Below are 18,599 nucleotides of genomic sequence, written 5' to 3'. Positions count from 1 at the left end.
ACAGGACGTATCCATCCTCTATTGATAAAACGAGGTTGCTGAATGACAGAGAAACGCAAGGGTGAGGGCGACAAGCTGCTTTATTGCTCTTTCTGCGGCAAGAGCCAGCATGAAGTGCGCAAGCTGATCGCTGGCCCTTCCGTCTACGTATGTGACGAGTGTGTCGAGCTGTGCAACGACATCATCCGCGAGGAGATCCGCGAGATCTCTCCCAAGCGCGATGGTAGCGAGCTGCCGACCCCTCACGAGATCCGGGCTCACCTGGATGATTACGTGATCGGCCAGGAGTACGCCAAGAAGGTCTTGGCGGTCGCCGTCTACAACCACTACAAGCGTCTGCGCAGCGGTAGCGAAGCCGGTGGCGTGGAACTTGGCAAGTCCAACATCCTGCTGATTGGCCCGACCGGTAGCGGCAAGACCCTGCTGGCCGAGACCCTGGCCCGCCTGCTGGATGTGCCCTTCACCATGGCCGATGCCACCACCCTGACCGAAGCCGGTTACGTGGGCGAGGACGTGGAGAACATCATCCAGAAGCTGCTGCAAAAGTGCGACTACGACGTGGAGAAGGCCCAGCGCGGCATCGTCTACATCGACGAGATCGACAAGATCTCCCGCAAGTCGGACAACCCCTCCATCACCCGAGACGTGTCCGGGGAAGGGGTACAGCAGGCGCTGCTGAAGCTGATTGAAGGCACCATCGCCTCCGTGCCGCCGCAAGGGGGCCGCAAGCACCCGCAGCAGGAGTTCTTGCAGGTTGATACCTCCAAGATCCTGTTCATCTGTGGTGGCGCTTTCGCCGGTCTGGACAAGGTCATCGAGCAGCGCTCCGTCAAGGGTACCGGCATCGGGTTTGGCGCCGACGTCAAATCCAAGAACGCCAAGGCGACCCTGAGCGAGAACTTTGCCAAGGTGGAGCCGGAAGATCTGATCAAATACGGTCTGATCCCCGAGTTCATCGGCCGTCTGCCGGTAGTCGCGACCCTGACCGAGCTCGACGAGGCTGCCCTCATCCAGATCCTGAAAGAGCCGAAGAATGCGCTGACCAAGCAGTACGCTGCCCTGTTTGCGCTGGAAGAGGTGGAACTGGAGTTTCGTGACGACGCCCTGAACGCCATTGCGCGCAAGGCGATGGAGCGCAAAACCGGTGCCCGGGGTCTGAGATCCATCGTCGAAGCCGTGCTGCTCGACACCATGTATGACCTGCCGTCCCTGGAAGGGGTCAGCAAGGTGGTGATCGACGAAACGGTGATCAAGGGCGACTCCGCGCCCCTGATGATCTACGACAATCCCGAGACTCAGGCCGCCGCGTCAGAGTAACTGGCTGATTTTTAATCACATAAAGGGGCATTTTGCCCCTTTCATGCTTTTTACGGCCAAGGCGATTGAATCTCATCTTCGCGCCCCCATATACTCAGCCACGTGCTTTGCCAACGGTATAACAAGCCGAGAGGACATATATGAACCTAGAGCGTTCTGAACGCATCGAGATTCCCGTCCTGCCTCTTCGTGACGTGGTGGTTTATCCCCACATGGTCATTCCACTCTTTGTGGGGCGGGAAAAATCCATTCGCTGTCTGGAAGCGGCCATGGAGCAGGACAAGAAAGTCCTGCTGGTGGCCCAGAAGGATGCGTCAACTGACGAGCCTACGGTGGAAGAGATCTTCTCCGTCGGGACAGTGGCCAATATTTTACAGATGCTCAAGCTTCCCGATGGCACCGTCAAGGTGCTGGTGGAAGGGGGCCAGCGTGCCCGTCTTGAGCGGATAATCGATGACAAGGACTTCTTCGTCGGGGAGGCGCAGTACATAGCGTCTGCCGCCATCGAGGAGAAGGACCAGGATGTGCTGGTGCGCTCCGCCATCGGTCAGTTTGAAGGTTACATCAAGCTCAACAAGAAGATCCCGCCCGAGGTGCTGACCTCGATCTCGGCGATCGACGATGCTGCGCGCCTGGCCGATACCATGGCCGCGCACATGCCGCTCAAGCTCGAAGACAAGCAGAAGGTGCTGGAAATCGCCTCTGTGTCCGAGCGCATCGAGTTTCTGATGGCCATGATGGAGTCGGAGATTGACCTGTTGCAGGTCGAGAAACGCATCCGCTCCCGGGTCAAGAAACAGATGGAGAAGAGCCAACGGGAGTACTATCTCAACGAGCAGATGAAGGCCATCCAGAAAGAGCTGGGTGAGCTGGAAGACAGTCCGGACGAGTTCGAAGCCCTCAGTCGCAAGATTGAAGAGGCGGGGATGCCGGAAGATGCCCGTGAGAAGGCCCAGGCCGAGCTTTCCAAGCTGAAGATGATGTCCCCCATGTCCGCCGAGGCCACGGTCGTGCGCAGCTATGTGGACTGGATGGTGCAGGTGCCCTGGAAGGCGCGCTCCAAGGTCAAAAAAGATCTCGGCAAGGCGCAAGAGGTGCTGGACGCGGATCACTATGGCCTGGAGAAGGTCAAGGATCGCATCCTCGAGTATCTGGCGGTGCAGGCGCGGGTCAACAAGCTCAAGGGCCCCATCCTCTGCCTGGTCGGGCCTCCCGGTGTGGGCAAGACCTCGCTCGGTCAATCCATCGCCAAGGCGACCGGTCGCAAGTATGTGCGCATGGCGCTCGGCGGCGTGCGTGACGAGGCGGAGATCCGCGGTCACCGTCGCACCTACATCGGCTCCATGCCCGGCAAGCTCATCCAGAAGATGGCGAAAGTCGGTGTGAAGAACCCGCTGTTCCTGCTCGACGAGATCGACAAGATGAGCTCGGACATGCGTGGCGACCCTGCGTCTGCCTTGCTGGAAGTGCTGGATCCGGAGCAGAACAACAGCTTCAACGATCACTATCTGGAAGTGGATTATGACCTGTCGGACGTGATGTTCGTGGCCACCTCCAACTCCATGAACATCCCGGGTCCGCTGCTGGACCGGATGGAAGTGATCCGTCTGTCCGGTTACACCGAGGACGAGAAGCTCAACATCGCCAAGCAACACCTGGTGGCCAAGCAGATCCAGCGCAACGGTCTGAAAGAGTCCGAGATCACCATCGAAGACTCGGCCCTGATCGGCGTTATCCGCTACTACACCCGCGAGGCGGGGGTGCGGAGTCTGGAGCGCGAGATCTCCAAGATCTGTCGCAAGGCGGTCAAGCGCATCCTGCTGGACAAGAGCATCAAGCATGTTCAGGTCAATCAGGAAAACCTCAAGGAGTTCCTCGGGGTACAACGCTTCGATTACGGCAAGGCCACCGATCAGAACCAGATTGGTCAGGTGTGTGGCCTGGCGTGGACCGAGGTGGGGGGCGATCTGCTCACCATCGAGACCACCAACGTGCCGGGCAAGGGCAAGCTCACCTACACCGGGTCTCTCGGTGATGTGATGCAGGAGTCCATCCAGGCGGCCATGACGGTGGTGCGGGCGCGCGCCGAGAAGCTGCGTATCAACGCCGACTTCTACGAGAAGCGCGACATCCACGTGCACGTGCCGGAAGGGGCGACCCCGAAGGACGGCCCGAGCGCCGGTATCGCCATGTGTACCGCCCTGGTGTCCAGTCTGACTGGCAACCCGGTGCGTGCCGATGTGGCCATGACGGGTGAAATTACCCTGCGCGGCGAAGTGCTGCCCATCGGTGGTCTCAAAGAGAAGCTGCTGGCGGCTCACCGTGGTGGTATAAAGCGAGTTCTGATTCCGATTGAGAACGCTCGTGATCTGGAAGAGATCCCGGCAAACGTCAAACAAGATCTTGAAATTTATCCGGTTCGCTGGATTGACGAGGTGCTTGCACTGGCGTTGCAGGACAATCCGCAGGGTTTCGAACGCGTTTCTGTCGTGTAAATGTTGATGCGCCGCAAATTTGGCGCATTCGGGAGGTGGTTAAGGCTTGCATGCGCCGGATAACGGAAGTAGCCTTGACCACCGATCGGGTACTCATGATGAGTCGCAATGCGTGATGTGGCGCGGGTTTGCGCCAGATTGTCACTTGCAACTGATCAGGAGGCTTGCTATAAAACCTCCACTTGTTGTGGCCAGGGAAATCAGCGCCGCAGCGATGTTCGATAAAAGGGGAATATAAGAGTGAATAAATCTCAACTGATTGACAAGATTGCAGACGGTGCTGATATCTCCAAAGCCGCTGCTGGCCGTGCGCTGGATGCCTTCATCGATGCCGTTGGTGAAGCTCTGAAAGAAGGTGACCAGGTTGCTCTGGTTGGTTTCGGTACTTTCGCTGTTCGTGAGCGTGCCGCTCGTTCTGGCCGCAACCCGCAAACTGGTGCGACCATCGAAATCGCCGCCGGTAAAGTTCCTGCCTTCAAAGCCGGCAAGGCCCTGAAAGACGCGGTCAACTAAGCCGGGCGCTGATTTCACATCGGCCACCGTCCTTGGTCGCAGACCAGACAAGTGAGAGGGCTCTCCCTCATACTGATTGACCAAGGCGCATCGCAATCGGTGCGCCTTTTCATTATTTACGCCCATCGAGTTCGGGAGCATAAGTACAAACATGATGTTGGATAAACTACGCGAAGGGGCGCAGGGCAAGGTGGCCAAGGTTATCTTGGGCCTGATCATTCTCTCCTTTGCCTTGGCCGGTGTAGGTAGCTACCTCAATGGCCCGGCACGTACCGCCCCCGCTACCGTCAATGGCAATGACATCAGTGCCCCCGCACTGGAAAATGCCTATCGCAACGAGCGGGCCCGCATGGAATCCCAGATGGGTGAGTCCTTCAACCAGCTGGCCGCCAACCCGGATTACATGAAGCAGTTCCGCCGTGGTGTGCTGGACCGACTCATCGATCAGGCGCTGATCGACGGCAAGGCCCGTGAACTCGGCTTGCGCGTCAGCGACGAGCAGATCAAGCAGGCCATCGTGGCCATGCCGGAGTTTGCCGAGAACGGCAAGTTCAACAACGATCGCTACCTGCAGCTCATCCGCCGCGCCGGCATGACCCCGGAGATGTTCCGCGACTCCCTGCGCCAGGACATGGTGCGCCAGCAACTGATGGGCGCCCTGCTGGGCTCCGAATTTGCGCTCAAGGGTGAAGCCGAGCAGCTCGACCGTCTCTATAACCAGACCCGGGATCTGCGCCTGGTGCGCCTGAGCGCCGCCGCCTATCTGGACGAGGTCCAGGTGAGCGACGCCGAGGTGGATCAGTTCTACAAGGCCAACAGCGGTCGCTTCATGAAGGACGAGCAGGTCAAGGTCGACTATCTGCTGCTGGACGCCGCCACCCTGAGCAAAGACATCAAGGTGACCGAGCAGGATGCCCAGGATTACTACGATCAGCACCAGGACCTGTTCCAGCGTGCCGAGCGTCGCCAGGTGGCACACATCCTGATCCCGTTTGGCAAGGACGAGAAGGCCGCCGAGAAGCAGGCTGATGATCTGCTGGCCAAGGCCAAGTCTGGTGAAGACTTCGCCGCACTGGCCAAGGCGCACTCCTCCGACACCTTCTCCGCCAAGAAGGGCGGCGAGCTGGACTGGTTCGAGAAAGGGGTGATGGATCCCGCCTTCGAGAAGGCCGCCTTTGCCCTGAACAAGGCTGGCGATCTCTCCGGTGTGGTGAAGAGCCCGTTCGGCTTCCACGTCATCAAGCTGCTGGCCGTCGAGCCTGCCAAGACCAAGCCGTTTGCCGATGTGATGAGCGAAACCATCACCCGTCTGCAAGCTGACAAGGCCAAGGAGCAATTCTTCGCCCTGCAGCAGAAGATGGCTGACAGCAGCTTCGAGAACCCGGACTCCCTGGACCTGACCGCCGAAGCCATGGGTCTGCAAGTGGTCTCCTCTGACTACTTCAGCCAGGCCAATGCGCCGGCGCCGCTCAATGATCCCAAGGTGATCTCCGCTGCCTTCTCCGAACAGCTGCGCGATGACAACACCAACTCGGATGTGATCGAGCTGGCCGACGGCAAGGCGCTGGTGCTGCACATCATGGGTCACCAGCCCAAGGCGGCCAAGCCGCTGGCGGAGGTCAAGGATCAGGTGGTTGCGGCCATCAAGCATGACAAGGCCAGCGAAGTGGCGCGCAGCAAGGCCCAGGCCCTGCTGGACAAGCTGCATGCCGGTGAGGATATCCAGGCCGATCTGACTGCCCTGGGTGCCAAGGTGGAGACCCACAAGGGGGTCGCCCGCTTCACCCAGGAGATGGATCAGAACCTGCTGGCCCAGGCGTTCCGCATGCCGCATCCGAAGGATGGCAAGCCGAGTGTCGAGCTGGTCGCCGAAGGGAACGGTGATCGCGTCGTGGTCGCACTGGACCAGGTCAATGTGATCAAGGAGCCGTCCCAGATGGTCAGCCTGTTGCAAGGCCAGATGGGCCAGGGCAAGGCCCAGGCGGATTACAAGTCCCTCATCGACGAGCTGCGCAAGTCTGCCAAGATTGAGTACTTCACCGACGTGGAAGCGACCGTCGAATAATTCCGACATCGCACCCCATCGCAAACGGCCCCACTATGGGGCCGTTTTTTATCTATAAAATATCGATTTAATGGCGTTATCTGTCGCCAAAGTGCCAATAATGCAGATAATCCATGCCGCTTTGGGGCGTATTGAAAGCAGGTCGGCGATTGTAGATAAGCCCTGTCAGTCCCGAATCGGTTGGATACATATTGGTAGCGTGCTGACGCCTCTGGAGGTGAAGGGTGCGTGGGGCAGATAGGCTGGCGTCATCTATGTATGTCACGCAGGGGCATGAGGCGAGCGTTGCCGGCCACGAGCGGGTTGGAGCAAGACAGGTGCGCGCTGGCAATCAGTGTCGGTCTGGGCAGCTTGGTAACCGAAGAGGGCTGCGAGGTTCATTCATACCTAGCTGGGGCAGACCGGCCGAGTGCCAGCTGGCCTGGGCAGCAGATCGAAGGCAATAAAAAACCGGCGCCTGGGCGCCGGTTTGCATTGGACTAACGCGGGGAGGGCGCTTACACCACGCCCTGGGTGCGCAGGTAATCCTCGTAGGTACCGCCGAAGTCACGGATGCCGTTCTCGGTTAGTTCCAGGATCCGGGTCGCCAGGGAGGAGACGAACTCACGGTCGTGGGAGACGAAGATGAGGGTGCCCTGATACATCTCCAGCGCCAGGTTCAAGGATTCGATGGATTCCATGTCCAGGTGGTTGGTCGGCTCATCCATGATCAGGATGTTGGGGCGCTGCATCATCAGCTTGCCGAACAGCATGCGACCCTGCTCACCACCCGAGAGTACCTTGACCGGCTTCTTGATGTCGTCCTGGGAGAACAGCAGACGACCCAGCACGGAGCGTACCGCCTGCTCGTCTTCGTTGGCCTGTTTCCACTGGGCCATCCAGTCGAACACGTTGAGATCGGTGTCGAAGTCTTCCGCGTGATCCTGGGCGTAGTAGCCGATCTGGGCGTTCTCGGACCACTTGATGGTGCCGGTGTCCGGAGCCAGGGCGCCAACCAAGGTCTTGATCAGGGTGGATTTACCGATGCCGTTGGTACCCAGGATGGCGACCTTTTCGCCCACTTCCAGCATCATGTTGAGGCCCTTGAACAGCGGCGCCTCGCCATAACCCTTGGCAACCCCTTCCACTTCCAGGATGTTGCGGTACAGCTTCTTCTCCTGCTCGAAGCGGATGAAGGGGTTCTGACGGCTGGAGACCTTCACTTCCTCGATCTTGATCTTGTCGATCTGCTTCAGGCGGGAGGTCGCCTGGCTGGACTTGGAGGCGTTGGCGCTGAAACGGGAGACGAAGGATTGCAAGTCGGCAATCTGGGCCTTCTTCTTGGCGTTGTCAGAGATCAGACGCTCGCGGGCCTGGGTGGCGGCGGTCATGTACTCGTCGTAGTTGCCCGGGTAGACGCGCAGCTCGCCGTAGTCCAGATCCGCCATGTGAGTACAGACGGAGTTCAGGAAGTGACGGTCGTGAGAGATGATGATCATGGTGCTCTCACGCTCGTTCAGCACCTGCTCCAGCCAACGAATGGTGTTGATGTCCAGGTTGTTGGTCGGTTCGTCCAGCAGCAGGATATCGGGGTTGGAGAACAGCGCCTGTGCCAGCAGCACCCGCAGTTTCCAGCCTGGTGCCACTTCGCTCATGGGGCCGTTGTGTTGTTCGATGGGGATACCGGCACCCAGCAGCAGCTCACCCGCGCGGGCCTCTGCAGTGTAACCGTCGTACTCGGCGACCAGGCCTTCCAGCTCGGCGGCCTTCATGTAGTCGTCGTCGGTCGCTTCCAGGTTGGCGTAGATGGCGTCACGCTCGGCGATGGCGGCCCACAGCTCGGTGTGACCCATCATGACCACGTCCAGCACGCGCATCTGCTCGTAGGCGAACTGATCCTGGCGCAGCTTACCGATGCGCTCGTTGACATCCAGGCTCACATTACCGCCAGTGGGCTCCAGATCGCCGCCGAGGATCTTCATGAAGGTGGACTTGCCACAGCCGTTTGCGCCGATGAGGCCGTAGCGGTTGCCGCCGCCAAACTTGACGTTGATGTTCTCAAACAGCGGCTTGGCGCCGAATTGCATGGTGATGTTATTGCTGCTTAACAAAGTAAGTGTCCCGGTTGGTCTGTCAAATGGCGCGCATTATGGCACAGATCTGCCGAAAGTTTTAGCGAGAACTGTGATCTGGCGCCATTGCATCCGGGGGAAGGGGCGGGGTCAGTGGTCATGAAAAAAGCCGGCGCAGGGCCGGCTTGGTATAGGTGATAGGAATACTCAGTGGGAGCTGGCGCTGGCGGCGCCGAGCCCGGTCTGGGAGCGCACGAACTGCGGGAAGAACTTCGCGTGCTCGTCGCTGGCATTCTGGGACTTGTCTGTGACAGAGAAGAACCAGATCCCGATGAAGGCCAGCGCCATGGAGAAGAGCGCAGGGTATTCGTAGGGGAAGATGGCCTCGGCATGACCCAGCACCTTCACCCAGATGGTGGGGCCCAGGATCATCAGGGTCACGGCGCTCACCAGACCCAGCCAGCCGCCGTAGACGGCGCCACGTGTGCTCAGGCGTGACCAGAACATGGAGAGGAACAGCACAGGGAAGTTGCAGCTCGCCGCGATGGAGAAGGCCAGGCCCACCATGAAGGCGATGTTCTGCTTCTCGAACAGGATGCCAAGACCGATGGCCACCACCCCCAGTACCAGGGTCGTCATCTTGGAGACGCGCAGCTCGTCGGTTTCGTTGGCCTTGCCCTTCTTCAGCACGCAGGCATAGAGGTCGTGGGACACCGCTGAGGCGCCCGCCAGGGTCAGGCCGGCCACCACCGCCAGTATGGTGGCGAAGGCCACGGCGCTGATGAAGCCGAGGAAGAGGCTGCCACCGACTGCATCCGCGAGATGGACCGCAGCCATGTTGGTGCCGCCGAGCAGGGCGCCGGTGGCGTCCTTGAAGGCCGGGTTGGTGCTGACCAGCAGGATGGCGCCAAAGCCGATGATGAAGGTCAGGATGTAGAAGTAGCCGATGAAGCCGGTGGCGTAGAACACCGACTTGCGCGCTTCCTTGGCGTCACTCACGGTGAAGAAACGCATCAGGATATGGGGCAGGCCGGCGGTACCGAACATCAGGGCCAACCCTAAGGAGATGGCGGAGATGGGGTCGGCTACCAGGCCACCCGGGCTCATGATGGCGGCGCCGTTGGCGTGTACCTTGACTGCCTCGCTGAACAGGGCACCGATGTCGAAGTTGACGGACTTCATCACCATGATGGCCATGAAGGAGGCGCCGGAGAGCAGCATCACCGCCTTGATGATCTGCACCCAAGTCGTGGCCAGCATGCCGCCAAACAGCACGTAGAGCACCATCAAGATACCGACCAGCACCACGGCGATGTGGTATTGCAGGCCGAACAGCAGCTCGATGAGCTTGCCGGCACCGACCATCTGGGCGATGAGGTAGAGGGCGACCACCACCAGAGAGCCGCTGGCAGACAAGGTGCGCACCGAGGTCTGCTTGAGGCGGTAGGAGGCGACGTCGGCGAAGGTGTACTTGCCGAGGTTGCGCAGCCGCTCCGCGATCAGGAACAGGATGATGGGCCAGCCCACCAGGAAGCCGATGGAGTAGATGAGGCCGTCGTAGCCCGAGGTGTAGACCAGGGCGGAGATACCGAGGAAGGAGGCGGCGGACATGTAGTCGCCGGCGATGGCCAGGCCATTCTGGAAGCCGGTGATGCGCCCGCCTGCGGCATAGTAGTCTGAGGCCGAGCGGTTGCGTTTGGAGGCCCAGTAGGTGATGAACAGGGTGGCGGCCACGAAGGCCACGAACATGACGATGGCCGGCACGTTGAGGGGCTGGCGTTGCACCTCGCCGGTCAGCGCATCGGCCGCCAGCAGGGGCGTGGACATCAGGCTGCCGAGCAGCAGCAGAGACTTGCCTTTCATGATTGGGCTCCCTTGAGGATCTTGTTGTTCAGGTCGTCAAACTCACCGTTGGCGCGATAGACATAGATGCCGGTCAGCACGAAGGAGGAGAGGATCAGCCCCACGCCGACGGGAATGCCACGGGTGATGGAGGAGCCTTCACTGAGCGGCGTACCGAGCCAGCCGGGGGCAAAGGCGATGAGCAGGATGAAGGCCAGGTAGAGCCCCAGCATCAGGATGGAGAGGGTCCAGGCAAAACGTTGGCGCTTGGCGACCAACTCCTGGAAGACAGGATCTTGCTGGATCCTCAGATAGCGTTGCTGTTCCATTGCAGTTCTCCGTGACGTTGTTGTCAGCTGTGAATAATGGGTGTCCCTACCGAGCAGGAGTTCTGCCCATGTAATCAAAATGTGAATTAAATGTTATTCGTCGGCAATTAGACTTTGGGATAAGTCAGGGGGCCGCCCTGGGTGAGGCGCAGGAAGATGATGGCGGCAGAAGTGGCATCCGCCAGGGCGTCGTGGGCGGGCAGGGGTGGCAGGTCGAGATGCTGGCAGATGGCGGTCAGGCGCAGATCGATGACCGCATCCGGATAGCGCCGATAGAGGTGGTCGTGGTAGAGGCGACTCACCTCTATGCCGGGCTGCGGCAGGTGCAGACCCCACAGCCGCTGGCAGGCCAGATTGAGGATGCGAAGGTCGTAGGCGATGTGATAACCCACCAGTTCCCGCGGACCGATAAAGGCCAGCAGCTGGCGCAGCGCGGCTTCCAGCGGCAAGCCTTGTTGCAGATCCTGATGGCGCAGGCCGTGAACCACTACCGACTGGCCGGTGAGGCTGATGGGGGCTTGCACCTTGAGAGAGAGGGCCGCGCCGCTGAGCAGTTGGTTGCCCTTGATGCGCACAGCGCCGATGGCCACTATCTCCGCCCGTTCCGGGTCCAGACTGGTGGTCTCGAAATCCAGCGCCACCCATTCATCTGCCGGCGGTGGGCCAAACAGGGGAGCGAACTCCCCCTCACGAAAGGCGCGGCCATGCCAGTGGCGGCGCCAGCTGTGCCATAGGGTCATGTTCGCCTCATTGTCTTAGACGAAAGTGGATACTGAGCCACTGCTGGAACTTCTTCACCTGATGCAGAGCGTGGCGCAGCAGATCCCTGTCCCCGTGACTGAGGGCATCCACCCGTACCCGGTTGTCCCCCGCCTTGAGCTGACCGCCGAGCCGCAGGCGGATAAAGAGCCTAAACGCCTCTGCCAGGTTGGCGCCATAGTCTTGGCTGAGGCGCCCCTGGGCCACCAGGGCTTCGAGACGACCCAGGGTGGGGGTCTCCAATATGTCGGCCTCCAGCGCCAGCACCCGCAGGCCGTGTACCAGAGGGAAGAGGCCGCCGCGCTTGAGATCCAGCCCCTCGGGGGCCTGCGCCAGCCGACCGAACAGGGTGAGGGGGGTGTGAAAGGCGACCGCCGCCCTGGCCATCTCGGCCAGCAGGTCCGGTCTGTCACCGAGCCGCATGCGCAACTGCCGGGCGATCGGGGCCAGCAGGGCTCTGTCCCCGGCGATGGCCTGGGCATCGGCCAGGGTGGCGAGCCAGAGCAGATCCCCTTCGCTGGCGTTGAGGCAGGCCTGCTCCAGGGCCTGCTGCCACTGGGTTTCCTCCTTGACCCACTGAGGGTTGCTGACCATGACCCTACCCGGGCAGGGCGGGTAGCCGAGACGTTCCAGCAAGGCGCTGAAATTCGCCAGATCCCCTTGCTGGCTGGGCCAGTGCAGGCCATCTGGCAGGATCAGGGCGTTGTCCTGATCGGTCTTCTGGATCTGCTCACCGCGCCCCTCCGAGCCCAGCATCAGCAGGCACACCTTGTCTTGCACCTCCGGTGGGATCACCAGGGTGAAGGCCTTGGCGATCAGCTGCTCGTTGATGGTGGCGATGAGCCGCATCAGAAACAGGGTGTGGATCCCCTGGGCATGGAGGGCGCGAGTCAATTGCTGCTGCTCCCGGGCGACCGCCTCCAGGGCGGCCAGATTGTCAGCCCGGGCGATGCGCAGGGTCAGCACATGGGAGTGGGCGGAGAAGAGGCTGAGCACCTGGGTCAGGTGCAAGACCCCCGCGACCTCCTGCCCCTGCCAGACCACCAACCGCTTGATGCGATGGCGGGTCATCAGCAGCAGGGCATCGAACAGATAGCCGCCAAGCGGCAGGCCGATGAGGGGGGCCGGGGTCAGCAGTGACAGGGGGGCCGAGAGCGGCAGCCCGCTCAGGGTCAGGGCGTGGAGCAGGGTCTTGCGGGTGGCGAGACTCAGGCTGCCATCGGATGCCGGGTAGAGCAGGCAATCCGTCCCCCTGGCCGCCATGGCTTCGGTGGCGGCCAGCAGGCTGGTGTGTCTATCCAGTTGCAGGGCGGGTTGCAGATGATGGGGGTCGATGCGGGTCAGGATGAACTCCGCCAGATTCTGCTGGCCGAGCTGGCTACGCCGCTCCTGCTCGCGCTGACGCTCGCTCAGGGTCGCGGTGAAGTAGCGGGCAAAATCCGGGTTGTCCGTGCAGAGCCCCTGAAACACGGCGCGAGGAATGAGCTGGCAGAGGGTATCTTCCAGGGCGTCGAAGCGGTGGCGACAGTGGCCGTCAAACTGGGCTCGCACGTCGAACAGGTCATCGATGCCGTAGTCGCCAAAGGGCTGGTGGGGGCTCGACTCTTCCACCACCCCCTTGATGACGAGATAGAGGCCGGGGGGCGTCTCGCCCGGGCTCAGCACCGTCTGGCCGGCGCGAAAATAGCAGATGCTGAGACTCTGCCCGAGTCGCTGGCGCGCGGCCTCATCGAGGCAATCGAAGGGCGGACGGGCGAAGTTGAACAGGGTCGTCATGGCAATTCTCGGCCTTGGGGGTGGGGTCAGTCTGGCAAAGGCGTTAGACAGGAACCAGCCGACTTTAGTCGCAAGGGGGCCTTGGCTGCGCTGTACCGGTCGATAACACTCTGGTAACGTTGTGGTATGACCAGTTATGACACAAGGAAGCGACAGGAAATGGATAAACCAAGGGTCAAGTGCGAGATCCGGGACGGTATCGCCGAGGTGATGCTGGCGCGCGGGGACAAACTCAATGCCCTGGACAGGGCCATGTTCGGCGCCATTGACGAGACCCTCGACCAGCTGCGGCGACACAAGGGACTGAGGGCGGTGATCCTGCACGGGGAGGGGCGAGGGTTTTGCGCCGGGCTGGATGTGAAATCCATGCTGAGGCAACCGGTGGCGGCCCTCGATATCCTGAAACGCGAGGCAGACGAGGCCACCAACCTGGCCCAGCGGGTCGCCTATGGCTGGCACCAGCTGCCTGTGCCGGTGATCGCCGTGACCCAGGGGGTCTGTTTCGGCGGTGGCCTGCAGATTGCGCTTGGCGCCGATTTTCGCTTCAGCACCCCGGATTGCCGCTTCTCTGTGATGGAGATCAAGTGGGGCATCATCCCGGACATGAGCGGCAGCGTCACCATGCGCAACCTGATGGGGGTGGATATCGCCATGGAGCTTGCCATGAGCGGGCGCGAGCTGTTGGCCGCCGAGGCCAAGGGATTGGGACTGGTGAGCCGGGTCTGCGCCGATCCCCTAAGCGAGGCGCGGGAATTTGCCAAAACGCTTATCACCAAGTCACCGGACGCGCTGGCGGGGATCAAGCAGCTCTACACCCAGGCCTGGGCCCGCAGCGACGAGGTGATGCTGAAAGAAGAGACCCGCTTGCAGAAGCAGATCCTGGGGCGGCCGAACCAGTGGCGCGCCACCCTCAACAGCCTGTTTCGCTGGCGCCTGCCGTTCGGGCCGCGCCGCAACGCGCTCTAGGGCCTAGGCCCCAAGGAATACGCCCAAAGAAAATGGCAGCCAAGGCTGCCATTTTTTATGTCCTACTACGTGAGTCTTGCCGCGTCCTCAGTCAGGAGGTCTTGCGATCCGGCTCGAAGGCGTGACCGGCTTGCTCCTGCTCCAGGTTCTGCTCCGAGCGGCGACCGGTCCAGTAGTCGGCGTTCTTGATGCCGAGTTTTTCCGGGTGGAACACGGGATCCAGCCCCTGGGCCTGCTGGGCTTCATAGTCCTTCAGGCAGAGGAAGGCGGTCTTTTGCAGCAGCAGGATGGCGCCTATGTTGAGCCAGGCCATCAGGCCGACCCCTATGTCCCCGAGGCCCCAGGCGAGATCGGCGGTCTTGACGGTGCCATAGACGGTGGAAGCCATCAGCATCAACTTGAGCACGAACATCAGCCAGGGGAGGTTCATCTTGCGGGTGATGTAGGCGATGTTGGTCTCGGCGATGTAGTAGTAGGCGACGATAGTGGTGAACGCGAAGAAGAACAGGGCGATGGCCACGAACATGCTGCCAAAGCCCGGCATCATGCTCTCCATGGCGGTCTGCACATAGCCAGGGCCCGCCGCCACGCCGGCGATACCGGTGTAGAGCGCGGCGCCATCCGGCCCCTGTACGTTATAGAGACCTGTGATGAGCAGCATGAAGCCGGTGGCGGAGCAGACGAACAGGGTGTCGATGTAGACGGAGAATGCCTGTACCAGACCCTGCTTGGCCGGGTGGCTCACCGCAGCGGCAGAAGACGCGTGCGGCCCTGTGCCCTGACCCGCCTCGTTGGAATAGACTCCGCGCTTGACCCCCCACATGATGGCCAGACCCAGCACGGCACCAAAACCGGCGTCAAAGCCGAAGGCGCTCTTCCAGATGAGCAGCAGCACGCCCGGCAACTGGCCAATGTTGAGGGCTATGATGACGCAGGCGACTATGATGTAGCCCAGCGCCATAAAGGGCACGACCGTGCTGGCGAAATGGGCGATGCGTTTGACCCCGCCGAAGATGATGAAGCCGAGCAGCAGGGCCAGACCGGCAGCGGTGACGTTCGGATCGATATCAAAGGCGGTCTGCAGACTGGCGCCGATGGAGTTTGCTTGCACCCCCGGCAGCAGCACGCCGCAGGCGAAGATGGTGGCGATGGCGAAGGTCCAGGCATACCACTTGATGCCGAGCCCTTTCTCTATGTAGAAGGCCGGGCCGCCGCGGTACTCCCCGTTGATCTTCTCCTTGTAGACCTGACCCAGGGTGGACTCCACGAAGGCGGAGCTGGCACCCAGGAAGGCGACCATCCACATCCAGAACAGGGCCCCCGGACCGCCGAAGGTGATGGCGGTGGCCACACCGGCGATGTTGCCGGTACCGACCCGACCCGCCAGCGTCATGGCCAGGGCCTGGAAGGAAGAGACCCCGGCATCCGTGCTCTTGCCGTCAAACATCAACCGCACCATCTCCTTGATATGACGCAGTTGCAGGAAGCGGGTGCGCAGGGAGAAGTAGAGGCCTACTCCCAGGCATAAGAAGATGAGCGCCGGGCTCCAGATCACGCCATTGATGGCATTGACTACCTCATTCATGTACAACAACTCCTTTGTTGTGCTGTCTTGGCGAGGTCTGAGCCTCGCTCCCCAAACATTTAATCGGTGGTGACCCAGGGTCACTTCGTTATAGACGGGACTTTCCACTGCCAAGTCCGTGGGTTTTAACATATCGGGTTGTCCAGATGGTTCCTAGCGAAATATGTTGCCGCACTGTTAATTTGTGAATTAACAGTAACAATTGCGCATCCGGGCTGGACAAGATCCGGCGCTTGCCCATCATGGGCATCTTTGCCCCATGGGGGCCCAGCGTGCGCCCCCGGATATCACCGCAAAAATGCCCCGGGAAGTAGAATAAATGAGAGGTCAGGAGTGAAAACGGACGTCAATCACTGCGCCATACGCGGCGCCGAGCCAGCAGACAGCAAGGTGCTCACGCGCCTGTTTCATCAGCTTGGTTACCCGAGCGACGCGTCTGCTGTGATGGCCGGGCTGACGCAGCCCGATCCGGCGCGGGAGGTGCTGGTGGCCAGCCTGGGGGCTGACGTGGTGGGGGTGCTGGTGTGGCATCGCATGATGCCCTTGCACGTCCCGGCGGCCTGGGGCCTCATCTCGGCGCTGGTCGTCGATGAAGAGGCGAGGGGGAGCGGTGTGGGAGCCCAACTGCTGGCGGCGGCCGAAGCGCGAGCCCGGGCGGCCGGCTGCAGTCAGCTGGAGCTCTCCAGCAGCCTCAAGCGGGAGGGGGCGCATCGCTTCTACCTGGCGCAGGGTTATCTCGAACGTCCCAAGCGATTCGTCAAAGTTTTCTGAAGCGGTAACAGGAGAAGCTGTGTTCTGGTCGAAGTTAAGAGCTGTATTCGGTCATTCCGCCCGGGCGGAGGAGAATGTTCCCGGGGCCCTGGAGTGGCAGCAGGCCCTGGCCGCCGTGCCCATCTTGCAGGGCTTCTCCCAGGGGGAAGAGCGGCGGCTGATTGAGCTGGCAAAGCAGTTTCTGGCCCGCAAGACGCTGACCCAGATCGGGGTCGAGCTGACCCCTCGCCAGCAGGCGGTGCTGGCCTTGCAGGCTGTGCTCCCCATCTTGCACCTGGGGCTCGACTGGTATCGCGGTTTTCACGAGGTGATCATCATCCCCGAGCCCGTCACCCGTCGCCAGGAGGTGCAAGACGAGTTTGGCTTGGTGAGCGAGTGGGAAGAGGAGAACGCCGGCGAGTCCTGGCCCCAGGGGCCCCTGGTGCTGGCCTGGAGCGAGCTGCAGCAGGACGGGGACTGGGATGGCTTCAACCTGGTGATCCACGAGCTGGCCCACAAGCTCGACATGCTGGGGGGGGCTGCCGACGGCGCGCCGCCGCTGCCGCACGGGATGGATCCGCGCCAATGGACCCAGGCCATGCAGCAGGCCTTCGATGCACTGAAGGCTCAACTGGCCCACCATGAGCTGACCGATATCGATCCCTATGCTGCCGAGCATCCCGCCGAGTTCTTCGCGGTGTGCAGCGAGAGCTTCTTCACCGATCCCCTGCGCCTGCGCGCCGTCTACCCGGAGGTGTATGGGCAGTTCGCCCACTTCTACGGCCAGCAACCGGCGGCCCGTTTCCCACCGACCCGTTTGCTGGCAAGCGAGAGCGAGGGGCATATACCGGCGTGATGACGCCGCCCGGCAAACGCTCGCAAAACAAAAAGGCACCCCGAGGGGTGCCTTTTTCTATCAGCGCTTGCGCCTGCTTACCGCAAATTATGCGGCAGCCTTGAGCTGCACGGCGGCGGCTTTCTTGTGATCGCCGATCGGCAGCACGGTGCGGCCAAACTGTTCGTTGATCACGGTGGCCATGGCCAGGTAGATGGCGCTGGCGCCACAGATGATGCCTTCGAAACCGGCGATGGTGCCGATCAGGGTGCTGCCGGTGAAGTCACGGGCGGCCAGCAGGAAGAACAGCACGGTCAGGGAGGCGAACACGAACTGCTTCACGCGCGGGAAGTTGATGGTGCCGACCAGCATGAACAGGGTGAACATGCCCCACATCAGCAGATACCAGCCCATGAAGGCGTGCGGGGTGGCTTCGGCCAGACCCATGCCAGGCATCATCAACAGGAACACCAGGCTCCACCAGAAGGTACCGTAGGAGATGAAGGCGGTCACACCGAAGGTGTTGCCACGCTTGTACTCCATGATGCCGGCAATGATCTGGGCCAGACCGCCATAGCACAGGCCCATGGCCAGGATCATGGCGCTGATGGGGAAGAAGCCTGCGTTATGGATGTTCAGCAGAATGGTGGTCATACCGAAACCCATCAGACCCAGAGGGGCAGGGTTGGCCAATTTTTCGCTCACGTGGTGTTCTCCAACAATCGAGTGGGGGTTGATAAAAGACGCGCGATTTTAGGCAGGCGCCGACCCTCCGGCAAGGGGGCTGAGAGAATAAATAGTAAAAAAACGACACATAAAATTACCGGCGCCATCATTCGTGTCATTCAGGTAGGAAACAGGTAAATGAAAGACGTTTTCCTGGTTGATTTTTTGTGTAAATAACGGCGATGTGAAAATAAGTGACAGGGGCGATGTGGCTCCCATGGCTGACGAGATCATGCCGATAGGGCTCAATCCCATCCAGGTTGCGCTGACCGACCCACGACCTCTTCGATGGCGGTCAAAAAGAGCACTCATATGCCATCAGACAAGCCTTGTTTATCCCGGTTTGAAGCGAGGGAGGTCGAGACCTCTCTGCCATTTATCGGCATTGGCGGTGTATTTCACTGCTGTTATTCATGAAAGCAGAGAGAAACGCTGGTGGATAGGTGTTGTTTCTCTGTAATGACCAGAGGTCAAAGGCAAGTAACAACTGATGCAGGGCAAGGGGGAAGGAAGCAGAGAGGGATAGAGGATTGATATTGAGGTGAAGGGTGGGACACAGTGGAGGGTGGTAGGCAAGCAGTAGGCGGTGT

At 60.9% G+C, this 18,599-nt stretch carries 14 protein-coding genes; 7 read left to right on the top strand and 7 right to left on the bottom strand.

Going from position 1 to position 18,599, the window contains the following annotated elements; genetic code table 11:
* Positions 1-42: 42 nt before the first annotated feature.
* The 4 genes from clpX to ppiD all read left to right on the top strand — a co-directional run bounded on the left by clpX (position 43) and on the right by ppiD (position 6,390).
* On the top strand, positions 43-1,317 hold the full coding sequence (gene clpX / locus CUC44_RS02740; protein WP_042653669.1) for an ATP-dependent protease ATP-binding subunit ClpX: 1,275 nt from the start codon (positions 43-45) through the stop codon (positions 1,315-1,317).
* A 140-nt stretch (positions 1,318-1,457) separates the two neighbouring features.
* Positions 1,458-3,812 carry an endopeptidase La gene (gene lon, locus CUC44_RS02735; RefSeq protein WP_100858461.1) on the top strand — a complete coding sequence of 785 codons (2,355 nt, stop codon included), beginning with the start codon at positions 1,458-1,460 and terminating at the stop codon, positions 3,810-3,812.
* A 240-nt stretch (positions 3,813-4,052) separates the two neighbouring features.
* Positions 4,053-4,325 (top strand): nucleoid-associated protein HU-beta, encoded by a 273-nt coding sequence (gene hupB, locus CUC44_RS02730; RefSeq protein ID WP_005315375.1) that lies wholly within the window; start codon positions 4,053-4,055, stop codon positions 4,323-4,325.
* A 151-nt stretch (positions 4,326-4,476) separates the two neighbouring features.
* Positions 4,477-6,390, top strand: a complete 1,914-nt coding sequence (gene ppiD / locus CUC44_RS02725; protein WP_167388752.1) for a peptidylprolyl isomerase — start codon at positions 4,477-4,479, stop codon at positions 6,388-6,390.
* A gap of 497 nt (positions 6,391-6,887) precedes the next feature.
* Here ppiD and CUC44_RS02715 read toward each other — a convergent pair whose 3' ends face one another.
* The 5 genes from CUC44_RS02715 to CUC44_RS02695 form a co-directional block, all read right to left on the bottom strand.
* Positions 6,888-8,480, bottom strand: a complete 1,593-nt coding sequence (locus CUC44_RS02715) for an ABC-F family ATPase (RefSeq protein ID WP_100858459.1) — start codon at positions 8,478-8,480, stop codon at positions 6,888-6,890.
* Between the two features lie 168 nt (positions 8,481-8,648).
* Complete coding sequence (locus CUC44_RS02710; RefSeq protein WP_100858458.1) at positions 8,649-10,304, bottom strand: cation acetate symporter; 1,656 nt, start codon at positions 10,302-10,304, stop codon at positions 8,649-8,651.
* Complete coding sequence (locus CUC44_RS02705) at positions 10,301-10,612, bottom strand: DUF485 domain-containing protein (RefSeq protein WP_100858457.1); 312 nt, start codon at positions 10,610-10,612, stop codon at positions 10,301-10,303. Before CUC44_RS02705 ends, CUC44_RS02710 begins: the two co-directional genes overlap by 4 nt.
* A 107-nt stretch (positions 10,613-10,719) precedes the next feature.
* Positions 10,720-11,352, bottom strand: a complete 633-nt coding sequence (locus CUC44_RS02700) for a 3'-5' exonuclease (protein WP_100858456.1) — start codon at positions 11,350-11,352, stop codon at positions 10,720-10,722.
* A gap of 7 nt (positions 11,353-11,359) precedes the next feature.
* On the bottom strand, positions 11,360-13,147 hold the full coding sequence (locus CUC44_RS02695; RefSeq protein ID WP_100858455.1) for a putative nucleotidyltransferase substrate binding domain-containing protein: 1,788 nt from the start codon (positions 13,145-13,147) through the stop codon (positions 11,360-11,362).
* 159 nt (positions 13,148-13,306) lie between these two features.
* Between CUC44_RS02695 and CUC44_RS02690 the strand changes: the two genes are divergently transcribed.
* Complete coding sequence (locus CUC44_RS02690; protein WP_100858454.1) at positions 13,307-14,113, top strand: crotonase/enoyl-CoA hydratase family protein; 807 nt, start codon at positions 13,307-13,309, stop codon at positions 14,111-14,113.
* Between the two features lie 91 nt (positions 14,114-14,204).
* Here CUC44_RS02690 and CUC44_RS02685 read toward each other — a convergent pair whose 3' ends face one another.
* Positions 14,205-15,698, bottom strand: coding sequence for an alanine/glycine:cation symporter family protein (locus tag CUC44_RS02685; RefSeq protein ID WP_100858453.1), 1,494 nt, complete (start codon positions 15,696-15,698; stop codon positions 14,205-14,207).
* 333 nt (positions 15,699-16,031) lie between these two features.
* Here CUC44_RS02685 and CUC44_RS02680 point away from each other — a divergent pair, with 333 nt between their 5' ends.
* Together CUC44_RS02680 and CUC44_RS02675 are read left to right on the top strand one after the other, a co-directional pair.
* Positions 16,032-16,469 (top strand): GNAT family N-acetyltransferase, encoded by a 438-nt coding sequence (locus CUC44_RS02680; protein ID WP_425266290.1) that lies wholly within the window; start codon positions 16,032-16,034, stop codon positions 16,467-16,469.
* Positions 16,470-16,488: 19 nt separating this feature from the next.
* Positions 16,489-17,304 (top strand): M90 family metallopeptidase, encoded by an 816-nt coding sequence (locus CUC44_RS02675; RefSeq protein ID WP_100858452.1) that lies wholly within the window; start codon positions 16,489-16,491, stop codon positions 17,302-17,304.
* An 87-nt stretch (positions 17,305-17,391) separates the two neighbouring features.
* On the opposite strand, the gene CUC44_RS02670 is transcribed toward CUC44_RS02675, so the two are convergent.
* On the bottom strand, positions 17,392-17,988 hold the full coding sequence (locus CUC44_RS02670) for an acetate uptake transporter (RefSeq protein ID WP_033131986.1): 597 nt from the start codon (positions 17,986-17,988) through the stop codon (positions 17,392-17,394).
* Between the last annotated feature and the right edge of the window lie 611 nt (positions 17,989-18,599).

Source organism: Aeromonas lusitana (genome assembly GCF_002812985.1).
GTDB lineage: Bacteria > Pseudomonadota > Gammaproteobacteria > Enterobacterales > Aeromonadaceae > Aeromonas > Aeromonas lusitana.
Note: the sequence above shows the minus strand (reverse complement) of the source record. Positions and strands in the feature narration are given on the sequence as shown.

Excerpts from the sequence above, each read along its gene's own strand:
- clpX (WP_042653669.1), top strand. The coding sequence starts at position 43 with ATGACAGAGAAACGCAAGGGTGAGGGCGACAAGCTGCTTTATTGCTCT.
- lon (WP_100858461.1), top strand. The coding sequence starts at position 1,458 with ATGAACCTAGAGCGTTCTGAACGCATCGAGATTCCCGTCCTGCCTCTT.
- ppiD (WP_167388752.1), top strand. The coding sequence starts at position 4,477 with ATGATGTTGGATAAACTACGCGAAGGGGCGCAGGGCAAGGTGGCCAAG.
- CUC44_RS02710 (WP_100858458.1), bottom strand. The coding sequence starts at position 10,304 with ATGAAAGGCAAGTCTCTGCTGCTGCTCGGCAGCCTGATGTCCACGCCC.
- CUC44_RS02705 (WP_100858457.1), bottom strand. The coding sequence starts at position 10,612 with ATGGAACAGCAACGCTATCTGAGGATCCAGCAAGATCCTGTCTTCCAG.
- CUC44_RS02700 (WP_100858456.1), bottom strand. The coding sequence starts at position 11,352 with ATGACCCTATGGCACAGCTGGCGCCGCCACTGGCATGGCCGCGCCTTT.
- CUC44_RS02695 (WP_100858455.1), bottom strand. The coding sequence starts at position 13,147 with ATGACGACCCTGTTCAACTTCGCCCGTCCGCCCTTCGATTGCCTCGAT.
- CUC44_RS02690 (WP_100858454.1), top strand. The coding sequence starts at position 13,307 with ATGGATAAACCAAGGGTCAAGTGCGAGATCCGGGACGGTATCGCCGAG.
- CUC44_RS02685 (WP_100858453.1), bottom strand. The coding sequence starts at position 15,698 with ATGAATGAGGTAGTCAATGCCATCAATGGCGTGATCTGGAGCCCGGCG.